Source organism: Actinotalea endophytica, from assembly GCF_025717005.1.
GTDB lineage: Bacteria > Actinomycetota > Actinomycetes > Actinomycetales > Cellulomonadaceae > Actinotalea.
This window is the reverse complement of record NZ_JAOVZU010000007.1, coordinates 39,347-55,967: the sequence shown is the minus strand read 5'-3', so window position 1 is coordinate 55,967 and position 16,621 is coordinate 39,347. Positions and strand designations below refer to the sequence as shown.

13 protein-coding genes are annotated in these 16,621 nt (G+C 72.9%); 9 read left to right on the top strand and 4 right to left on the bottom strand.

What is annotated here, in order from left to right:
* The first annotated feature begins 42 nt into the window (after positions 1 to 42).
* The 7 genes from OEB99_RS12835 (at position 43) to OEB99_RS12805 (ending at position 8,941) form a co-directional block, all read left to right on the top strand.
* A complete protein-coding gene (locus OEB99_RS12835; RefSeq protein WP_263577673.1) occupies positions 43 to 1,314 on the top strand; it encodes an extracellular solute-binding protein in 1,272 nt (423 codons plus the stop codon).
* A complete protein-coding gene (locus OEB99_RS12830) occupies positions 1,311 to 2,294 on the top strand; it encodes a carbohydrate ABC transporter permease (RefSeq protein WP_263577672.1) in 984 nt (327 codons plus the stop codon). The genes OEB99_RS12835 and OEB99_RS12830 overlap by 4 nt, the downstream gene beginning before the upstream one ends.
* The gene (locus tag OEB99_RS12825; RefSeq protein ID WP_263577671.1) at positions 2,287 to 3,108 is read left to right on the top strand and encodes a carbohydrate ABC transporter permease; all 822 of its coding nucleotides are present in this window, start codon (positions 2,287 to 2,289) and stop codon (positions 3,106 to 3,108) included. Before OEB99_RS12830 ends, OEB99_RS12825 begins: the two co-directional genes overlap by 8 nt.
* Positions 3,109 to 3,182: 74 nt before the next feature.
* Positions 3,183 to 4,772: a glycoside hydrolase family 5 protein gene (locus tag OEB99_RS12820; RefSeq protein ID WP_263577670.1), complete on the top strand. Its 1,590-nt coding sequence runs from the start codon at positions 3,183 to 3,185 to the stop codon at positions 4,770 to 4,772.
* 14 nt (positions 4,773 to 4,786) lie between these two features.
* Positions 4,787 to 7,177, top strand: coding sequence for an exo-beta-d-1,3/1,6-glucosidase (locus OEB99_RS12815; protein ID WP_411910694.1), 2,391 nt, complete (start codon positions 4,787 to 4,789; stop codon positions 7,175 to 7,177).
* 9 nt (positions 7,178 to 7,186) lie between these two features.
* The gene (locus OEB99_RS12810; protein WP_263577668.1) at positions 7,187 to 8,509 is read left to right on the top strand and encodes an APC family permease; all 1,323 of its coding nucleotides are present in this window, start codon (positions 7,187 to 7,189) and stop codon (positions 8,507 to 8,509) included.
* 66 nt (positions 8,510 to 8,575) lie between these two features.
* Positions 8,576 to 8,941, top strand: a complete 366-nt coding sequence (locus OEB99_RS12805) for a VOC family protein (protein WP_263577667.1) — start codon at positions 8,576 to 8,578, stop codon at positions 8,939 to 8,941.
* Positions 8,942 to 8,980: 39 nt separating this feature from the next.
* Here the strand turns inward: OEB99_RS12805 and OEB99_RS12800 are convergent, their stop codons facing one another.
* From OEB99_RS12800 to OEB99_RS12790, 3 genes are all read right to left on the bottom strand, one after another.
* Positions 8,981 to 9,799 carry an SDR family NAD(P)-dependent oxidoreductase gene (locus OEB99_RS12800; protein WP_263577666.1) on the bottom strand — a complete coding sequence of 273 codons (819 nt, stop codon included), beginning with the start codon at positions 9,797 to 9,799 and terminating at the stop codon, positions 8,981 to 8,983.
* Positions 9,783 to 10,415 (bottom strand): TetR/AcrR family transcriptional regulator, encoded by a 633-nt coding sequence (locus OEB99_RS12795; protein WP_263577665.1) that lies wholly within the window; start codon positions 10,413 to 10,415, stop codon positions 9,783 to 9,785. The genes OEB99_RS12800 and OEB99_RS12795 overlap by 17 nt, the downstream gene beginning before the upstream one ends.
* Before the next feature lie 96 nt (positions 10,416 to 10,511).
* Positions 10,512 to 12,476, bottom strand: a complete 1,965-nt coding sequence (locus OEB99_RS12790; protein ID WP_263577664.1) for a tetratricopeptide repeat-containing protein — start codon at positions 12,474 to 12,476, stop codon at positions 10,512 to 10,514.
* Positions 12,477 to 12,656: 180 nt separating this feature from the next.
* Here OEB99_RS12790 and OEB99_RS12785 point away from each other — a divergent pair, with 180 nt between their 5' ends.
* Positions 12,657 to 13,832: a hypothetical protein gene (locus OEB99_RS12785; protein ID WP_263577663.1), complete on the top strand. Its 1,176-nt coding sequence runs from the start codon at positions 12,657 to 12,659 to the stop codon at positions 13,830 to 13,832.
* 439 nt (positions 13,833 to 14,271) lie between these two features.
* On the opposite strand, the gene OEB99_RS12780 is transcribed toward OEB99_RS12785, so the two are convergent.
* Positions 14,272 to 15,396, bottom strand: a complete 1,125-nt coding sequence (locus OEB99_RS12780) for a patatin-like phospholipase family protein (protein WP_263577662.1) — start codon at positions 15,394 to 15,396, stop codon at positions 14,272 to 14,274.
* A 239-nt stretch (positions 15,397 to 15,635) separates the two neighbouring features.
* Between OEB99_RS12780 and OEB99_RS12775 the strand changes: the two genes are divergently transcribed.
* Complete coding sequence (locus OEB99_RS12775; protein ID WP_263577661.1) at positions 15,636 to 16,547, top strand: M23 family metallopeptidase; 912 nt, start codon at positions 15,636 to 15,638, stop codon at positions 16,545 to 16,547.
* Positions 16,548 to 16,621: the final 74 nt, after the last annotated feature.

The following is a 16,621-nucleotide window of genomic DNA, read 5'->3' as shown; positions in this document are numbered from 1 at the left end:
GGGCGGCCCCGCCATGCCCATCGCAGTGTCAAAGGAGATCCGATGATCAGCAACCGATCCAGCGGCGGCCTGAGCCTGATGGCGGTGGCCGCCGCCGTCAGCCTGGCCGCGTGCGGCAGCTCCGCCTCCGGGTCGGAGGCCACCGGCGACTCGTCGTCGGCGCCCGCCGTCCCGGCCAGCCTCACGGTCTGGGTCATGGGCGACTCGGGTGCGAACCTCGAGGCCGCGGTCGAGCCGTTCGTGCAGGACACCGGGATCGAGGTCGACGTCGAGGCGATCCCGTGGGACAACGTCAACGACCGGCTGACCACGGCGGTCGCGTCCGGCGAAGGGCCCGACATCACCCAGATCGGTCTGTCGCAGCTGGCGTCGTTCCTGGACGCCGGCGTGCTCGAGGACCTGAGCGGCGAGCTCGCCGACCACCCGAACCTCGACCCCGCGAACTTCCCGTCCGCGGTCTCGGCCGAGAACCTCAACCCCGACGGCGGCATGTACTCGGTGCCGTGGGTGAGCGACACCCGCGTGCTGTTCTACCGGTCGGACATCCTGGACGAGGCCGGGATCAGCGCGCCCCCGTCGACCTGGGACGAGCTGCGCGCCGACGCGACGACGCTCGCCGCGCGGGGCGACGGTCAGTACGGCTACTACATCCCGCAGTGGGACGCGCCGCTGCCGGTCGCGTACACCTGGCAGACCGGCACCGACCTGATCGCCGCCGACGGCAGCATCGACGTCGACACCGACGGCTTCCGTGCCGCAGTGGACCACTACCTCGGCTTCTACCAGGACGGCTCGGTGCCCACCGCGGGCGACTTCGACCAGACCACCGGATTCATCTCGGGGACCGCTCCGATGCTCGTCTCGGGCCCCTACCTGGCAAATGCGATCAAGGAGCAGGCGCCCGAGCTGGACGGGAAGTGGGATGTCACGACGGTGCCGGCCGACGTCACGTCGACCTCGCTGTTCGCGGGCTCGAACCTCGGTGTCTGGAAGGGCACGGAGAACCTCGACGCGGCTCTGCAGCTGCTGGACTTCCTCACCGAGCCGGCGACGCAGGTCGCGTGGTACCAGAGCTACGGCGAGCTCCCGGCCGTCACCGCGGCGTTCGACGACCCGGCACTGGCGGACGACCCGCTGGTCGCCGTCTACGCCGCGCAGCTGCAGGACTCGAAGCCGTTGCCGGTGAGCACGGCGTGGGCGGAGGCGAACCAGGCCATCCTCGACACCCTGAACGCGATCGCCCTCACCGGGGCCGACGAGGACCAGGCCCTGGCCCACCCCCGCGCGACTCTCGCGCCTCAAACCGCCCGATGACTGCGAACGGCGGTGCCGCCACGGCGGCACCCGGCGGCACCGCCGTCGCGGCGGCACGAGGTGTGCGGGCGGCCACGCCGGCCCGCCGCCGACGGCTCGGCGGGTGGCGCGCGGCGCTGGCCCCGTACGGGTTCGTGGCCCCGGCGCTGCTGCTCCTGGCGGCGTTCGGCCTGCTGCCGATCCTGGTCGCGGCCGGGGTCAGTCTCACCGACCTCGACATCGGGGGTCTCGGGCACCCCGAGACGATCCGGTTCATCGGCCTCGGCAACTACCAGCGGCTGTTCGCCGACCCCGACTTCTGGCACGCCCTCGGAACGACGGCCTTCTTCGTCGTGATCGGTGTGCCGACGATCATCGTGGTGTCGCTCGCCGTCGCGGTCGCGCTCAACATGTCGCGGTCCAGGTTCTTCCGCGCCCTGCGGGCGTTCTACTTCCTCCCCGCGATCACCGCGATCGTCGCGATCTCGCTGATCTGGGGGTACCTGTACAACAGCCAGTTCGGCCTGCTCAACCAGCTGCTGGCTCAGGTCGGCGTCGGACCGGTGGGGTGGTTGTCGGAGCCGACGACGGCCCGGCTCTCCGTCGCGCTGGTCGCCGTCTGGCGTGCGACGGGTCTGAACATCATCATCTTCCTCGCCGCCCTCCAGTCGGTCCCGCGCGAGTACCTCGAGGCGGCGGCGCTGGACGGGGCGGGCCGGTGGACCACGTTCTGGCGCGTCACGTTCCCGCTGCTGCGGTTCGCGCTGTTCTTCGTCACCGTGACGACGCTGATCGGCTGGCTGCAGTTCTTCGACGAGCCGTACGTGCTCACCAAGGGTGGTCCCGTCGGCGCGACGACCTCCGTGTCGCTGTTCATCTTCAAGAACGGCTTCAGCCTCAACCAGTTCGGCTACGCGAGCGCCGGTTCGATCGTGCTGTTCGTGATCATCGCCGCGGTCACCGCGGTCCAGCTCCGGATGCGCAGGTCCGACGATGCTTGAGCACCGCCGCCCCGTCCTCGTGGTGACCGGCGCCCTGCTCGCGGCGGGAGCGCTCATCACCTCGTTCCCGTTCGTCTGGATGGTCACCAGCTCGCTCAAACCGGCGACCGAGGCGGTCTCGGTACCGCCCAGGTTCTGGCCGAGCGAGCCGACGCTCGCCGCCTACGTCCGGCTGTTCACCGAGCTGGACTTCAGCCGCTACCTCGTGAACACGATCGTGGTGACGCTGCTCGGCGGTGTCGGGCTGTTCTTCATGGCGATGGCCGGCTACGGGTTCGCGAAGTACCGGTTCCGCGGCAGCGGCACGCTGTTCCTCCTGGTGCTGATGACGCTGATGATCCCGGTCCAGGTCACGATGATCCCGACCTACCTGATCCTCAACGAGGTCCACCTGACCAACACGCTCGTGGGGATCGCTGCGCCGACCCTGGTGAGCGCGTTCGGGATCTTCCTGTTCCGCCAGTTCATGGCGACCATCCCGGACGAGCTGCTGGAGGCGGCCCGGTTGGACGGGGCAGGGGAGATGCGGATCTTCCTGCAGATCGTCCTGCCGCTGTCCCGGCCGATCATCGCCGTGCAGGCCGTGCTGACGTTCATCGCCGGCTGGAACAGCTTCCTGTGGCCGCTGATCATCGCGACCGAGCAGGACAAGTACACGCTGTCGGTCGGGCTCTCGCTCCTGAACCAGCAGATCACCGTCAACCCGACCCTGCAGATGGCCGGTGCGTCCCTGATGGTCGTGCCGATCATCGTGGTGTTCGTCATCTTCCAGAAGCACATCGTGCAGGGCTTCACCATGTCGGGCCTGAAGTGAGCACCGGTCGCCCCGGTGAGCGTCAGGACGCCCGACGAGCTCGAGAGGACCACCCGGTGATGGAGCCTGCCCGCATGCCCGACCGCGTCACGCCGCACGGCTTCGTGCGGGCGGCCGACGGCCTGATCGTGGGCCCCGACGGGACGCCGCTGCACCTTCGCGGGGTCGGCCTGGGGACGTGGCTGCTCCCCGAGGGGTACATGTGGGGCTTCGGCGACGCGGCAGCCTCGCCCCGGCAGATCGAGGCGCTCGTCGTCGACCTCGTCGGGCAGGAGCGCGCCCGAGCGTTCTGGCGTGAGTTCCGCGACGCCTTCATCACGCGCCAGGACGTCGAGCTGATCGCCGCGAGCGGCTTCGACCACGTGCGCGTGCCGATCAACTGGCGGGTGCTGGTCACGTCCGACGGGGACTGGCTCGAGGACGGCTTCGCGTTGATCGACCGGCTCGTCGGCTGGTGCCGCGACGCGGGCCTCCTCGCCCTCTTCGACCTGCACGGTGCACCGGGCGGCCAGACCGGAACCAACATCGACGACTCCGCAGGGCGGCCGGAGCTCTTCATGGACGCCCGGAACGTCGAGCTGACCGTCGCGCTGTGGCGCGAGATCGCGCGGCGCTACCGGGACGAGCCCACGGTGCTCGGCTACGACCTGCTCAACGAGCCGCTGCCCAACGAGTGGCAGCACCGGTTCCCGGACCAGCTCGTCGAGGTCTACCGGCGCATCACGGCTGCGATCCGCGAGGTCGACGGCAACCACCTGGTGATGTACGAGGGCACGCACTGGGCGACCGGCTGGGAGATCTTCACCGAGGTCTGGGACCCGAACTCGGCGCTGCAGTTCCACAAGTACTGGTCGGCGCCGAGCCGGGCGTCCGTCGAGGGCTACCTCGAGGTCGGGCGCCGGCTCGGCCTCCCGGTGTACATGGGCGAGGGTGGGGAGAACTCGCCGGAGTGGCTGGCCGCGGCCCACCAGCTGTACGAGGACTGCGCGATCGGCTGGAACTTCTGGACCTGGAAGAAGATCGACACCCGCACCTCACCGCTCTCCGTCGACCCGCCGGACGGGTGGGACCGGGTGGTGGACCACGCCGCCGGGCGCGGTGCGCCTCCGAGCCCGGCCGAGGCCGAGCGGATCCTGGACGACCTGCTCGCGAACCTGGCGGTCGAGCGCTGCACGCCTCGCCCGGAGATCACCGCGGCGCTCTTCCGCCGCGCCCCGGTGACCCTGCCCGCCTACGGCTTCACGTTCCTCGGCGCGGGACGCTCGTACCGGACCTCCGGCGCGACGGCCGACCCGGCGATCCGGCCCGGCGACGCCGTCGAGCTGCGCACGCGGGACGGCTCGCTCGTGCCGCGGTTCGAGTACCTCCCCGACCGGTCCCCCGAGGAGGTGATCGTCGCCGACCTCGCCGCGGGCGACTGGCTCGCCTTCAGCGTCGAGCTCGGCGCCAGGCCCTGGCGGGTCGTCGTCGTGGCCGACCGCGGGCGCCCCGGCGTGGAGGTGGACGGCCGGCCGATCGAGATCGGCGCCGACGGGGGCGCGACCGAGGGTCGCCGATGGTCCGGTGAGCACCTGGCGTCGCGTGCCGGGCGCGTCACCGTGCGGGTGAGCGCCGTCGGAGGCGACCTGACGATCGCGGCGCTCTCGGTCGAGGAGCGCGCGTGAGTGCCGCCCCCGGGCTGCCGGGCGCCTCGGCGGCCGTCGACCGAGCGCGGCCCCCGGCGGATGCGGCCTACCGCGACCCTCGGCGGTCCGTCGAGGAACGGGTCGCGGACCTCCTTGCCCGGATGACCCTGGCGGAGAAGGTCGGGCAGATGCTCCAGCTCGACGCCCGCGGCGGGGTCCGCGAGCCGGTGGTCGAGCTGTGCGCCGGGTCCCTCCTGCACACCTCACCCGCCTCCGTGCTGGAGGCGCACGACCTCGCCGCCCGGACGAGGCTCGCGATCCCGCTGCTGATCGCCGAGGACTGCATCCACGGGCACTCCTTCTGGGAGGGCGCGACGATCTTCCCGACCCAGCTCGGCATGGCCGCGACCTGGGACCCGGACCTCCTCGAGCGCGCCGCCCGCGCGACGGCCGTGGAGGTCGCGGCGACCGGTGTGCACTGGACGTTCTCCCCGGTCCTCGACGTCGCCCGGGACCTGCGCTGGGGGCGCGTCGACGAGACCTTCGGCGAGGACCCCTTCCTCGTCGGGGAGCTCGGATCGGCGATGGTCCGTGGCTACCAGGGCGAGGGTCTGTGGGACCCGTCCGCGGTCCTCGCGACCGCGAAGCACTTCGCCGGCTACTCCGAGACCCAGGGCGGTCGCGACGCCAGCGAGGCCGACCTGACACCGCGCAAGCTGCGGTCCTGGTTCCTGCCGCCGTTCGAGCGCGTCGCCCGCGAGGGCTGCGGTGCCGTGATGCTCGGCTACCAGGCGATCGACGGTGTGCCGGTCACGGTCAACGGCTGGCTGCTCGACGGGGTCCTCCGCGGCGAGTGGGGATACCGCGGTGCGCTCGTGACCGACTGGGACAACGTCGGCCGGATGGTCTGGGAGCAGCAGGTCTTCGCCGACGACGTGACGGCCGCCGCGGCGGCCGTGCGCGCCGGGAACGACGTCGTGATGAACACGCCCGCGTTCTTCCGCGCCGCGCAGGAGGCCGTGGCCCGCGGCCTGCTCGACGAGTCCGCGATCGACCGGGCCGTCGCCCGGATCCTCGCCCTCAAGATCCGGCTCGGGCTCTTCGAGGACCCCCGGCGCCCCGACCTCGCGCGCCAGCGCGCGGTGATCGGCTCGGCGGAGCACCGGGCCCTCGGCCTCGAGGTGGCCCGACGGTCCCTCGTGCTGCTCCGCAACGACGGCACCCTCCCGCTCGTCGACCGAGGTGGCCGGGGCGCCGGCGGGCGTGCCGTGGGCGACCCGACGGTGCCGCGCCGCATCGCCGTCGTCGGGCCGAACGCCGACGATGCGGCGACGCAGCTCGGCGACTGGGCGGGCAGCTCCGGGCAGGTGGACTGGATGCCGCACGGCCACCCGCGGCGGATGACCACCACCGTGGTCGACGGTCTGCGAGCGCTGGTGCCGGACAGCTGGGACGTCGTGCACGCGCGAGGTGCCGAGATCCTCACCATCGGGCCGGACCCCGAGGGGCCCACCTTCCCCGACGGTCAGCCTCGCCCGCCCGTCGTGCACCCGGCCGAACCGGATCCCGGGCTCCTCGCCGAGGCGGTCGAGGCGGCGACGGCGTCCGACCTGGTCGTCGCGGTGGTCGGCGATCGGATCGAGCTCGTCGGGGAGGGCCGGTCCACGGCGACCCTGGAGCTGGTCGGCGCGCAGACCGCCCTGCTCGACGCCGTCGTCGGGACGGGCGTCCCGGTCGTGGTCGTGGTGGTGGCCTCCAAGCCGCTCGTCCTGCCACCGTCGGTGGACCGCGCCGCGGCCCTCGTGTGGGCGGCGAACCCGGGCATGCAGGGCGGCCGTGCCGTGGCCGAGCTGCTCCTCGGGCTCGTGGAACCGACCGGACGCATGCCGGTGTCGGTGCCCCGCCACGTCGGGCAGCAGCCCACCTACTACAACCAGGTGCGTGGTCAGCACGGCTCCCGCTACGCCGACCTCACGCAGCGCCCGGCCTTCTGCTTCGGCGAGGGGATGAGCTACACGGCGGTCGAGTACGCCGGCCTCGAGGTGCTCACCCCGGTCGTCGGCCCGAACGACGCCGTACGTGCCCGCGTGACCCTGCGCAACGCCGGCCGCCGGCCCGCGCTGGAGACGGTCCAGGTGTACGTGACCGACCTGGTGACCTCGGTCACCTGGGCCGGACGTGAGCTCAAGGCGTTCCGTCAGGTCCCGCTGGCACCCGGCGAGGAGCGCGTGGTCGAGCTCGCGGTCGAGGTGCACGACTGCTCGCTCGTGGACGCCGAAGGGCGGCGGGTGGTGGAGCCGGGCGGCTTCGCGATCGCCGTCGGGCCGTCGTCCTGGGTGGACGACCTGCTCGTCGACCGGTTCGTGGTCGAGGCTCGGGGGCCGGCCGGCCCGGGGGCCCCGGCACGGACCGGCGGGCGCGACTCCCGCGGGGCCCGCACCTAGAGTCGAGAGATGGCGTCGTCGGGGCCTCGCGAGCGTTCGATCGGGGTCGTCGGCGCGACGGCCATCGGGATCGGCGGCATGGTCGGCGGCGGGATCTTCGCGGTGCTCGGCGTCGCGGCGACGCGGGCCGGGAGCGCGACGCCGATCGCGTTCGTGGTCGCGGGCGTCGTCGCCGGGCTCACGGCGTTCTCCTACGCGCGGCTCTCGGTGCGGTTCCAGAGCAGCGGCGGCACCGTCACGTTCGTCGACCGGGCCTTCGGGGTCAGCGAGGTGACCGGGAGCCTGAACATCCTGCTGTGGATCGGGTACGTCGTGACGACCGCCCTCTACGCCTCGGCGTTCGGCAGCTACGCGGCGGCGCTCGTCCCCGGGGGCACCCAGCCGAGCGCCGCGCTGCTCCGGCTGCTGATCGCCGCGGGGGTGATGGTCCCGTGGCTGATCAACCTCGCCGACGCGCGCCTGGTGGCCCGGTCGGAGAGCGCCGTCGTGGCGATCAAGCTCGCGATGCTGATGATCGTCATCGCGGCCGGGCTGCCCTCGGTCTCGGCGGACCGGTTCCAGCCGGGGACCGGGGTGTCGGCGCTGTCCGTGCTCGCCGCCGGGATGCTGATCTTCGTCGCCTACGAGGGTTTCGAGCTGATCGCCAACGCGTCCGCCGACGCCGTCCGGCCGGCGAGGACGCTGCCCCGGGCGCTCGCCGCGTCGGTCGGTCTCGTGACGGTGCTCTACGTGGTGATCGCGGTCGTCACCGTGGGGTCGCTGTCCCCGGCCGAGATCGCGAAGGCCGCCGACTACGCGCTCGCCGAGGCCGCGTCGAGCTCGCTCGGGCAGTTCGGGTTCACGCTCGTGGCGGTCTCCGCGGTGCTGGCGACGCTGTCCGCGATCAACGCGACGCTCTACGGCACGGCCCGGCTGAGCTTCACGATCGCGTCGGAGGGCGAGCTGCCGCGAGCGCTGGACACGCTGACCTGGAACCAGCCCGTGGGCCTGCACATCACCGCGGTCCTGGCGGTCGCGCTCGCGGTGTCGATGCCGGTCGCGAGCATCTCCGCGATGGCGTCGGCGATCTTCCTCGCGGTGTTCGCCGGGGTGAACGCGGCCGAGCTCGTCACCGAGGACGCGCGCGGCGCCAAGGTGGTCGCCGGTGCCGGGGTGCTCGGCTGCGCGGTGTCGCTCGTGGTGCTCGTCGTCGACTCGGTGCGGCAGGACCTCGCCGCGATGCTGGTGCTCGTGGTGCTCGTCGCCGGCGCGCTGGTCGGCGAGCACCTCGTGCTGCGCCCGCGCCGCAGCCGGCCGCTCGACCTCGCGCACACGGTGCGCCCGGACGCGTGAGGCGACTGCCTGTCTGACCCGGGTGCGACCGTGGCGGCGCGACAAACCGAGCCTCGAGGAGACGCCGTGCCTGTCCCGAACCTGTTCCTGGTCTACGTCACCGATGTCGAGCGAGCGGCTCGCTTCTACCGCGAGCTCTTCGACATCGAGCCGATCATGACCACCCCGCGCTACGTCCCCTTCGAGATCGCGCCCGGCGTCGTCTTCGCGCTCTGGAGCGGACGTGGCGAGGCGGTCGCGCCGGACACCCCGCGGACCGGTGAGGTCGGCCTCATGGTGCCGCGAGCTCCGGGTGCGGTCGACGAGCTCTTCACCGAGTGGGTCGCGAAGGGAGCTGCCGTGGTCGAGGAGCCGCACGACGACGTGTTCGGGCGCACCTTCGTGGTCGCCGACCCGGACGGGAACCTCATCCGGGTCGCGCCGGTCGACTGAGACCAGGGCGTGAGCCCTGGCCGCGGGCGGGGCGCCGGGTCAGGTGAGCTGCTCGCTGATGCGCCAGAGTCGCTCCCGGATCTCGGGGTCGTAGGCGTCGGGCAGCGCGCGGGCCTCGGCGGTGCGGTCGTAGAACCTGCCCGTGATGCCGTCCAGGGCGGGGCCGCGGACCAGACGATCGGTGGCGTCCAGGCCGGTCTCGAGGCTGTCGATGCTGTACCCGACCGAGTCGAGCACCATCTTGGTGGGCATGAACGTCGCCGGGTGGAGGCTGTTGACCGTCACCCGGGCAGGGTCGAGCCGCGCGGCCAGGCTGAAGCCGTAGGTGATCAGGGCGAGCTTGGACTGCCCGTAGGCGCGTACGCCGCTGTAGTCGCGGGCGAGCGTGAGGTCGTCGAAGGCGATCGGCGCCTGACCGATCGACGCGACGTTGACGATCCGGGCCGGGCCGTTCGCACCGAGCAGGGGCAGGAGCCTCTGGGTGAGGGCGAACGGCGCGAGGTAGTTCACGGCGAACCGGAGCTCGTTGCCGTCGACGGTGAGCCGGCGGGTGGTGCCGTCGGGCTCGCCCGCTCCCACCCCGGCGTTGTTGACCAGCACGTCGATCCGGTCGGTGATCGCGGCGACGTCGTCGGCCAGGCGGCGCACCTGCGTGAGGTCGGCCAGATCGGCACGCACGGTGTCGACCCGGGCGGGTCGGTCGGCGAGCTCGCGGCGCAGCCCGGCGAGGCGGTCCGGGTCGCGGCCGTGCAGGACCAGGCGGATCTGCGGGTCGGTGGCCAGTCGGCCCGCGAGGGCTCGGCCGAGCCCGTCGGTGGCGCCGGTCAGGACGACGACGCGTTCACTCCACCGGGCCATGGTTCTCTCCTTCGGCTGGTGTGCCGGCACGGGCTACCGCGGGGGCGAGGAGGTCGAGCAGGGCGGCCGCGTCGTCCTCGCCGGGTGTGCGGTCGGTGGCCAGCGTCCGGTACCAGATCGTGCCGAACACCAGGTCTGCGATCAGGTCGTCGGGCAGTCGGGCCGGGGCCTCTCCGCGGGCCCGCGCGCGGTCGAGGACCTCGGCCAGCGCTGCACGCCGGCGCTCGAGGAAGTCGACGCGGAAGCGGGCTCCGAAGTCGGGGTCGAGCTGCGCCTCGGCCATCAGGCCCCGCAGGGCCTCGCCGACCCCCGGCGCGGCCAGGAGGGCGAAGGAGTCGCGCAGGAACTCGGTGAGCTCGGCCCGGTACGAGCCGCGGTCGGCCACCGACACCCGGAGGTCGGCCGTGACCGCGAGCGCCTCGAGGAGCACGTCCGTCTTGCTCGGCCACCACCGGTAGATGGTCTGCTTGCCGACACCGGCACGCGCTGCGATCCCCTCGACGGTCAGGTTCCGGACGCCGTCGACCCGGGTGATCTCGAACGCCGCGGTGAGGATCGCGCGGCGTGACGTCTCGTTCCGCTTGGGTCCTCGCCGGGCGGGCTCGGCTCGTGCCATGCCGGGAGCGTACCAAATGCGAGACGTGGCGGTTCGAGTTTCGGTCGCTCCGGCACAGGCGCACACCCCGCGGCGTCGGCGCCGCGCCGGAGGTCGTTACCGGTCGAGGACCCGGAGCAGCCGATCGATCGCGCCCGGGTCGTCCCCGCACCGGGCGAACAGGCGCAGCTGGTCGGCGGCGGCCTTGCGCCACGCGCGGGGCGCCACGATCGCCGACGCCGCGGCGTAGAGCCGCTCCGGCTCGCCGAGGTCGGGTCGGTCGCCGAGCAGCGCGTCGTGCAGTGCGAGCTCGGCGACGGTGACCGCCGGCCAGAACGCCCGCGGGTCCGCCCGGGCCTCGCGCACGGCGAAGAACAACGCCACGGGCAGCGTCTGCCGGATCTCGTCCGCGTGCGCCGCGTCGTGGCCGAAGTGCTGCAGGTCCAGGCGCAGCGCGGCGACCAGGTTGACGCCGTCGTAGTAGCTCGGCTCGGCGAGGAAGCCGGCCCGGTACAGCGACGCCATGCGCTGCAGCGCCGCCTCGGCGTCGACCGGGTCGTCGTGCTCGAGGGCCCAGCCGAACTGGCGCTTGGCGACCCCGGCTGCGATCCCGCACGTCTCCTCGGAGTCCCCGAAGCTCGTCCGGGCCTCGTTGAGGAGCTGCTCGGCAGTCGACCACCGCTCGACCGGGTCCCCTGCGGCCCCGCCCGCCTCGGCGAGCGCCTGCCCCGACCTGCCGAGCAGCAGCGCGCGCTGCTGCAGCCAGGTCAGTCGTAGCGCGTCCGTCGCGCCGGGCTCGGCCCGGTGGAAGAGCTCCTCCGCCTCGTCCAGGGCGCCCTCGTCGCTCAGCGCGACCGCGAGCTGGAGCCGCAGACCGAGCAGCGCGTGCTCGGGCAGGGTCTCGGCGTCGAGCCGGGCGGCAGCCGCGCGCAGCCGGTCGACCGACGAGGAGCTGATCGCGGCGCGCACCTCGGCGCGCAGGGCGGACTCGGTCGACAGGTCGTCGTCGAGGTCGCTGCGGCGCCGCAGCCTCCCGGCCTCGTCGCGTTCGAAGAGGGCCAGCACCGGGCTGTCGATCGTGGCGCTCGCCAGGACTCCTTGGAGCACGCGGCGCAGCTCGGTGACCGCCGCGGTGGCCTCGTCGTCGGTGACGCCGTCCCGGTCCACGGCGAACGTCACGTGACGGTTCGGCCTGAGGTCGAACGGAACGCTCTGCACGGTGCTGACCCCGGCGACGCGCGGGCGGGTCACCACCGTCGCGCGCCGGGCGAGGGCGTGGCGGATGCCCAGCTCGTAGGCGACGTTGGCGTTGCCGGTGAGCAGGTCGGCGACCACGAGGTCGGACGACGCGAGCGCATCGATCATGCCGATGTGGATGATCCCGCTGTCGGCCTCGAGGTCGGCGCGCTGCCACTCCAGGTCGAGGTCCTCGAGCACCGGGACGTAGACCCGGTCGAACGTCGCGTCGCAGTCGACGAAGCGTCGGGTGTCGGGGTCGAACTTCCGGCCGTACGGCATCGCGACGAAGGCGGTGGGCCGCCCCTCGGGGGTGGCCGTCGGGTCGAGGTCGAGGGTCAGGACCCCGCGTTCCTCGGCGGCGGCGGCGAGGTCGTCGCTCACCGACGCCGGCTCGGACGCAGCGGGCCGGACGACCAGGCACCACACCTGCTCGTCGGGCTCGGCGAGCGCAGCTGCGCGGTCGAGCATCCGGCGGTTGTGCCGTCGGTAGACGTCCGCCGTGCCCTCGGCGTCGTCGTGCTCCTCGACGGCCGGGTCGGCGAGGTCCAGGAGCAGCCGGTCGTAGCGGTCGGTCCAGGCCGCGCCTCGGGACTCGACGCTGGTGCGGCGGAACGTCGCGCGGTCGTGCGGGAGCACGAGGCGCACCGGGACCTTCTCGAGCCGGGCGGCGCGCGCGATCAGCAGGTCGGCTCCCGACGCCGCCGCGCCGAGCACCATCCGTGGCCGGACGCGGGAGAGCAGACGCCGGCACCGCTCGGCCACGTCCGCGACAGCGGTCTCCGGGAAGCGGGCGGGCGAGGTCTCTGCGGCGTCCACCTGGACGCCGCCGTACACGAGGATCATCGGGCCTCCTCCGGGCCGCTCCTCGCCGGGGCTGGAGCCCTCGGCGCGGGTGCCGTGGCCAGTATCGCAGCCGGTCCCCCGCGAGACGGGGTCTGGGCGGGCCCCGGGACGGCGGCTAGCGTGGGCGGGCAGGAGGCGCCACCGACGGTCGCGCGGCCTGCGCACGGTGGCTGTTCCGACATGTACCGGATCGTGGAGTCGCTCAGCGGTGAGACCAGGGGCCACGCGGGGCGCTACCTGCTGACCGCGCTCGGGCTGGTCTGCCTCGTCGTCGCGTTCGCGGCGTGGATCGTCCTGATCGCGCTCGTCACGGTCCCGGCGATCATGCTCGGCACCGGTGACCTGTCCCTGGACGATGCGACGCTCGACGCCGGCCTCGTCGCCACGATCGCGGTCTCGGCGCTGCTGGGCTTCGTGATGTGGCGACTGGGCGTGCGGCTGATCCGCGGTCAGCGTCACCTCGTGCTGTACCTGCGCAAGTTCGGGTTCACCGGTGCGTCGGCGGCGATGAGCTCCGCGATCGCGTCCGGCCTCGGTGCGCGGTGGCGCCTGGTGACCCTGGACGACAACGACGCGGCACCGCTCGGGGTCGCGAGTGGCCGGCGCTGGGTGGTGCGCCTGCTGAGGCTCGCCCTGGTGGCGCTGGCCGTCTACCTCGTCTTCCAGGCCGTGCAGTGGCTGCAGAGCGATCCGATGGGCGACGTCGCGGGGGAGGCCGCCGACGCCGCGGTGGAGCAGGCCCGGGCCGAGGGCGAGAGCGAGTTCGGCGCGGCGATCCAGGGGATCTTCGCCGGGGCGTTCGCGGCGGCCATCGGGGCCCTGATGGTGGGACTCGTCGTGGTGTTCTTCGGGCTCCTGATCGCCGTGCCGGCCGCCGGCGGCCTGGCGCTCACCGCGGTCGGGCGTTCGGCCCGCCAGGCCGAGCGGTCCAAGGCGATCGCGATCACCCGCGAGTCGCAGGTCGAGCCCACGTGCCGCCGTCTGCGGCGGCGGGTGCGGCGGGTGCTCGCACCGCGCATCACGATCGCCCGGGTCGCCGACCGGTTGTGGCAGCTGGTCGTGCTGCGACTCGCCGCGACCAGCGACGCGGTGATCGTCGACATGTCGTTCCCGACCGAGAACCTCGTGTGGGAGGTCTCATCGATGCTGCGGGCGCGCGCCTGGGTGATGCTCGTCGGCCGGCGTGACCGGCTGGCGGCGATCGCTGCCGATCCCGCACCGGCCGCGGTCGAGCTGCGGCGACTCCTCGGCGAGCGGGAGGTCGTCGGGTACGACCCGGACGACCTCGAGGCCTTCAGCGTCGGCCTGCGTCGTTCCTTCGGCGTGCTGGACGAGCGGATCCGCACCGCGGCCTGACGGCGGTCGGGTCGCGGGTGGGTACCTCGGACGCGATGGGGGGTGGGGGCTGGGTGGGCATGCCGTTCTGGCGCGCAGACCCGGGAGGACCGCACGATCGTCGACGATGCGCACGGGTCGGGCACCCGTCCACCGGCGCCCTTCGAGCTCCTAGGGGTGCTCGAGAGGCTTGACGCTCTCGTCAGGTGGGCGCCTCCGGACCGCGGGCTCAGCGCGCACCCTGCGGCATGACCGCGCGGGTCCGGTGGCCGAGTTCGCTGGTCGGAGCCGAGTTCGCTGGGTGTGGTCAGCGAACTCGGCCACAGCCAGCGAACTCGTGGACAGGGTTGCGCTCTTCGGCGTGACCGCGCACATCGGAGTGTGCCGCTCGTCGCACCTCGATCGCCGTCACGGTTGCTCGTGGGGTCCGACCCGGCGGATCTCGCCGGCCATGTGGGGCTCAGGCCGCGGTCAGGAACCCGTCGAAGTGTGCGCGGTCCACCGCGCGCTCGGCGAGCTTCATGCCGACCCGCTGCAGGTCGCCGATGTGCGCCACGGAGTCCAGCCGCTGCACGTCCGCGGGGTCGATGTCCGGCAGCCCGAGGGCCGCGAGCCCGGACTCGGTGAGCTCGGCGTCGTACGAGACGTAGGTGAAGAGCCGGGGCTCCAGCACACCCGGTGTGCCGATCAGGGCCCCGACCTCCCGGTCGAGCGGGTCGCCGTGCCGGCAGCGGCCGAAGACGCGGCACAGCAGGTCCTGCTCGTGCAGCGCGGCAGCCATCAGGGCCGCCGGCGCTGACGCCGCGTTGTACAGCAGGTTCATCTGGTCCGGGCGCAGGCGGTCGTCGGCCTTGGGGGCGTACCCGGTGCCGACCGAGACGACCAGGAGGTTCTCCTCACCCGTGGGCCAGCCGAGCCCGTAGGCGGGCAGGGTGGCCTGGAGGAACAGCTGGAACGCCGGGTTGTTGTACATCGTCAGCCCGCCGTCGACGAAGACGAACGCGTGCTCGCCGACCGGGACCACCTCGGGCGGGAAGAACACGGGTGCGGCGGCCGACGCGCGGACGAGCTGCCACAGCGGCAGGTTCAGGTTGCAGTCGGGCCGGCCGGGGTCGTTGTACGGGGCGCCCGGCGTGTTGCTCAGGGGCCACGGGGAGTCGGTGGTCGCGTTGCGCAGCACCATCATCAGCAGCGTGCGCAGGCGCTCGTCGCCGAGCGTGACGTCGGCCCCGAGCGTGTCCTGGAGCATGCCCTGAAGGCGCGTGCTGTCGTACTTGTAGCGGAACTGACGCAGCAGCGAGGCCCGGTCGAACATCTCCTCGCCGTGCAGGGCGTAGAGCTCGCGCAGCGCGTCGACCCGCATCCCGCGAGCGACCCCGGCCGCGATGATCGCACCGGTGCTCGTTCCGGCGACGTAGTCGAAGTAGTCCGCGAGGACGAAGTCGTCGCCCGCGCCGAGCTCGCGCCGCAGCATCACCTCGAGCCTGGCCAGGACCTCGAGGCTGAGGACGCCTCGGATGCCCCCGCCGTTCAGCGCCAGCAGCTTCTTGGGGCCGGGTGCGGTCACGCGATCCAGGTAGCTCACGGTCTCCTCCACCACAACGGTTCGGGGCGTGAAGGGCGGCGTCGCCCTGTGCCGGAGCCTACCGACGCCGGCCGGTCGGCGGCAGGGCGCCGAGAAGTATTTACCTAGATCGCGGCCAGGAATATGGTCGAGACGTTGCCCGCGAGACGGCGCTCGGCAGGGCCTGTCTCGTGCAGACCTACCGAGCACCCTGCGAGCGGAGGTCGCGCAGGTGCCGCAGTGACCGGAGGGACCGGAGCGTGGTGACCTGGACATCGCCGGGGCGCGGGTACGTGACCAGCCCGTTCGGCCCTCGACGCACGTCGATCCCCGGTGCGACGACCTGGCACCGGGGCGTCGACATCGGTGCCGGCGGGAAGCCGGTCCCGATCTGCTCGGTCGGGCCGGGCGTGGTCGCCGCCGTGGGCAACAACACATTCCGCGGCCTGTGGGTGGTGGTGCGTCACGACGACGGCTCGCACACGACCTACCAGCACCTCGCCGTCCGGCTCGTCACCCCGGGCCGACGGGTGCGGGCCGGCACCCAGGTCGGCCGGATGGGTCACACCGGCACCGGGTCGGGCATCCACCTGCACATGGAGGCCTTCGCCCCGAACGTCCGGTGGATGCAGAACGGCACGGGCTGGTCGTCCGCGGGGGCGACCGCGCCGGACGTGTTCCTCCGGCAGCGCGGGATCGACCTCGGTCGTGCGCTCGCCGGGGCCGGGCCGGTGCGTGAGATCGGCGAGGCGCGCGCGGCGCCGACCGCTGAGAAGCCGACGGCCCGCCCACCTGTCCCGCACGAGGAGGACGACGAGATGATCGACGCGAAGGAGATGCTCCAGATCACCTACCGCCAGGAGTGCGGGCGGGACGCGACCGAGGAGGAGCTCTACCCGCGGCTGCGGCGGGTCGTCGCGGCCGAAGACCCGCGCGCCCAGCTCGCGACGGAGGTCGACTCGGTCGACGCCTCGACCGAGTCCAACCGGTTCGTCGTGCGCACGCTCTACCAGGACCTGCTCGGCCGGACCGGACGGGTCGAGGAGTGGGACCACTGGCTCGAGATGGTCCAGGCCAAGCCCGACAAGCGGCTCGACGACAAGGCGCACGAGGCCATCGTCAAGGGCATCAAGGAGTCCGAGGAGTACCGGGCCAAGCACCCGGAGGGGTGACCACGGCGCGCGAGGCGCCGGGCGACCGCGGGCCGTGGTCCCAACGCGCGCCCGTTCCCTGCACGCTGACGCCG

Bases quoted from the DNA above. Each gene is read 5' to 3' on its own strand.
- OEB99_RS12835 (WP_263577673.1), top strand. From the start codon at position 43: ATGATCAGCAACCGATCCAGCGGCGGCCTGAGCCTGATGGCGGTGGCC.
- OEB99_RS12830 (WP_263577672.1), top strand. From the start codon at position 1,311: ATGACTGCGAACGGCGGTGCCGCCACGGCGGCACCCGGCGGCACCGCC.
- OEB99_RS12825 (WP_263577671.1), top strand. From the start codon at position 2,287: ATGCTTGAGCACCGCCGCCCCGTCCTCGTGGTGACCGGCGCCCTGCTC.
- OEB99_RS12820 (WP_263577670.1), top strand. From the start codon at position 3,183: ATGCCCGACCGCGTCACGCCGCACGGCTTCGTGCGGGCGGCCGACGGC.
- OEB99_RS12810 (WP_263577668.1), top strand. From the start codon at position 7,187: ATGGCGTCGTCGGGGCCTCGCGAGCGTTCGATCGGGGTCGTCGGCGCG.
- OEB99_RS12800 (WP_263577666.1), bottom strand. From the start codon at position 9,799: ATGGCCCGGTGGAGTGAACGCGTCGTCGTCCTGACCGGCGCCACCGAC.
- OEB99_RS12795 (WP_263577665.1), bottom strand. From the start codon at position 10,415: ATGGCACGAGCCGAGCCCGCCCGGCGAGGACCCAAGCGGAACGAGACG.
- OEB99_RS12790 (WP_263577664.1), bottom strand. From the start codon at position 12,476: ATGATCCTCGTGTACGGCGGCGTCCAGGTGGACGCCGCAGAGACCTCG.
- OEB99_RS12785 (WP_263577663.1), top strand. From the start codon at position 12,657: ATGTACCGGATCGTGGAGTCGCTCAGCGGTGAGACCAGGGGCCACGCG.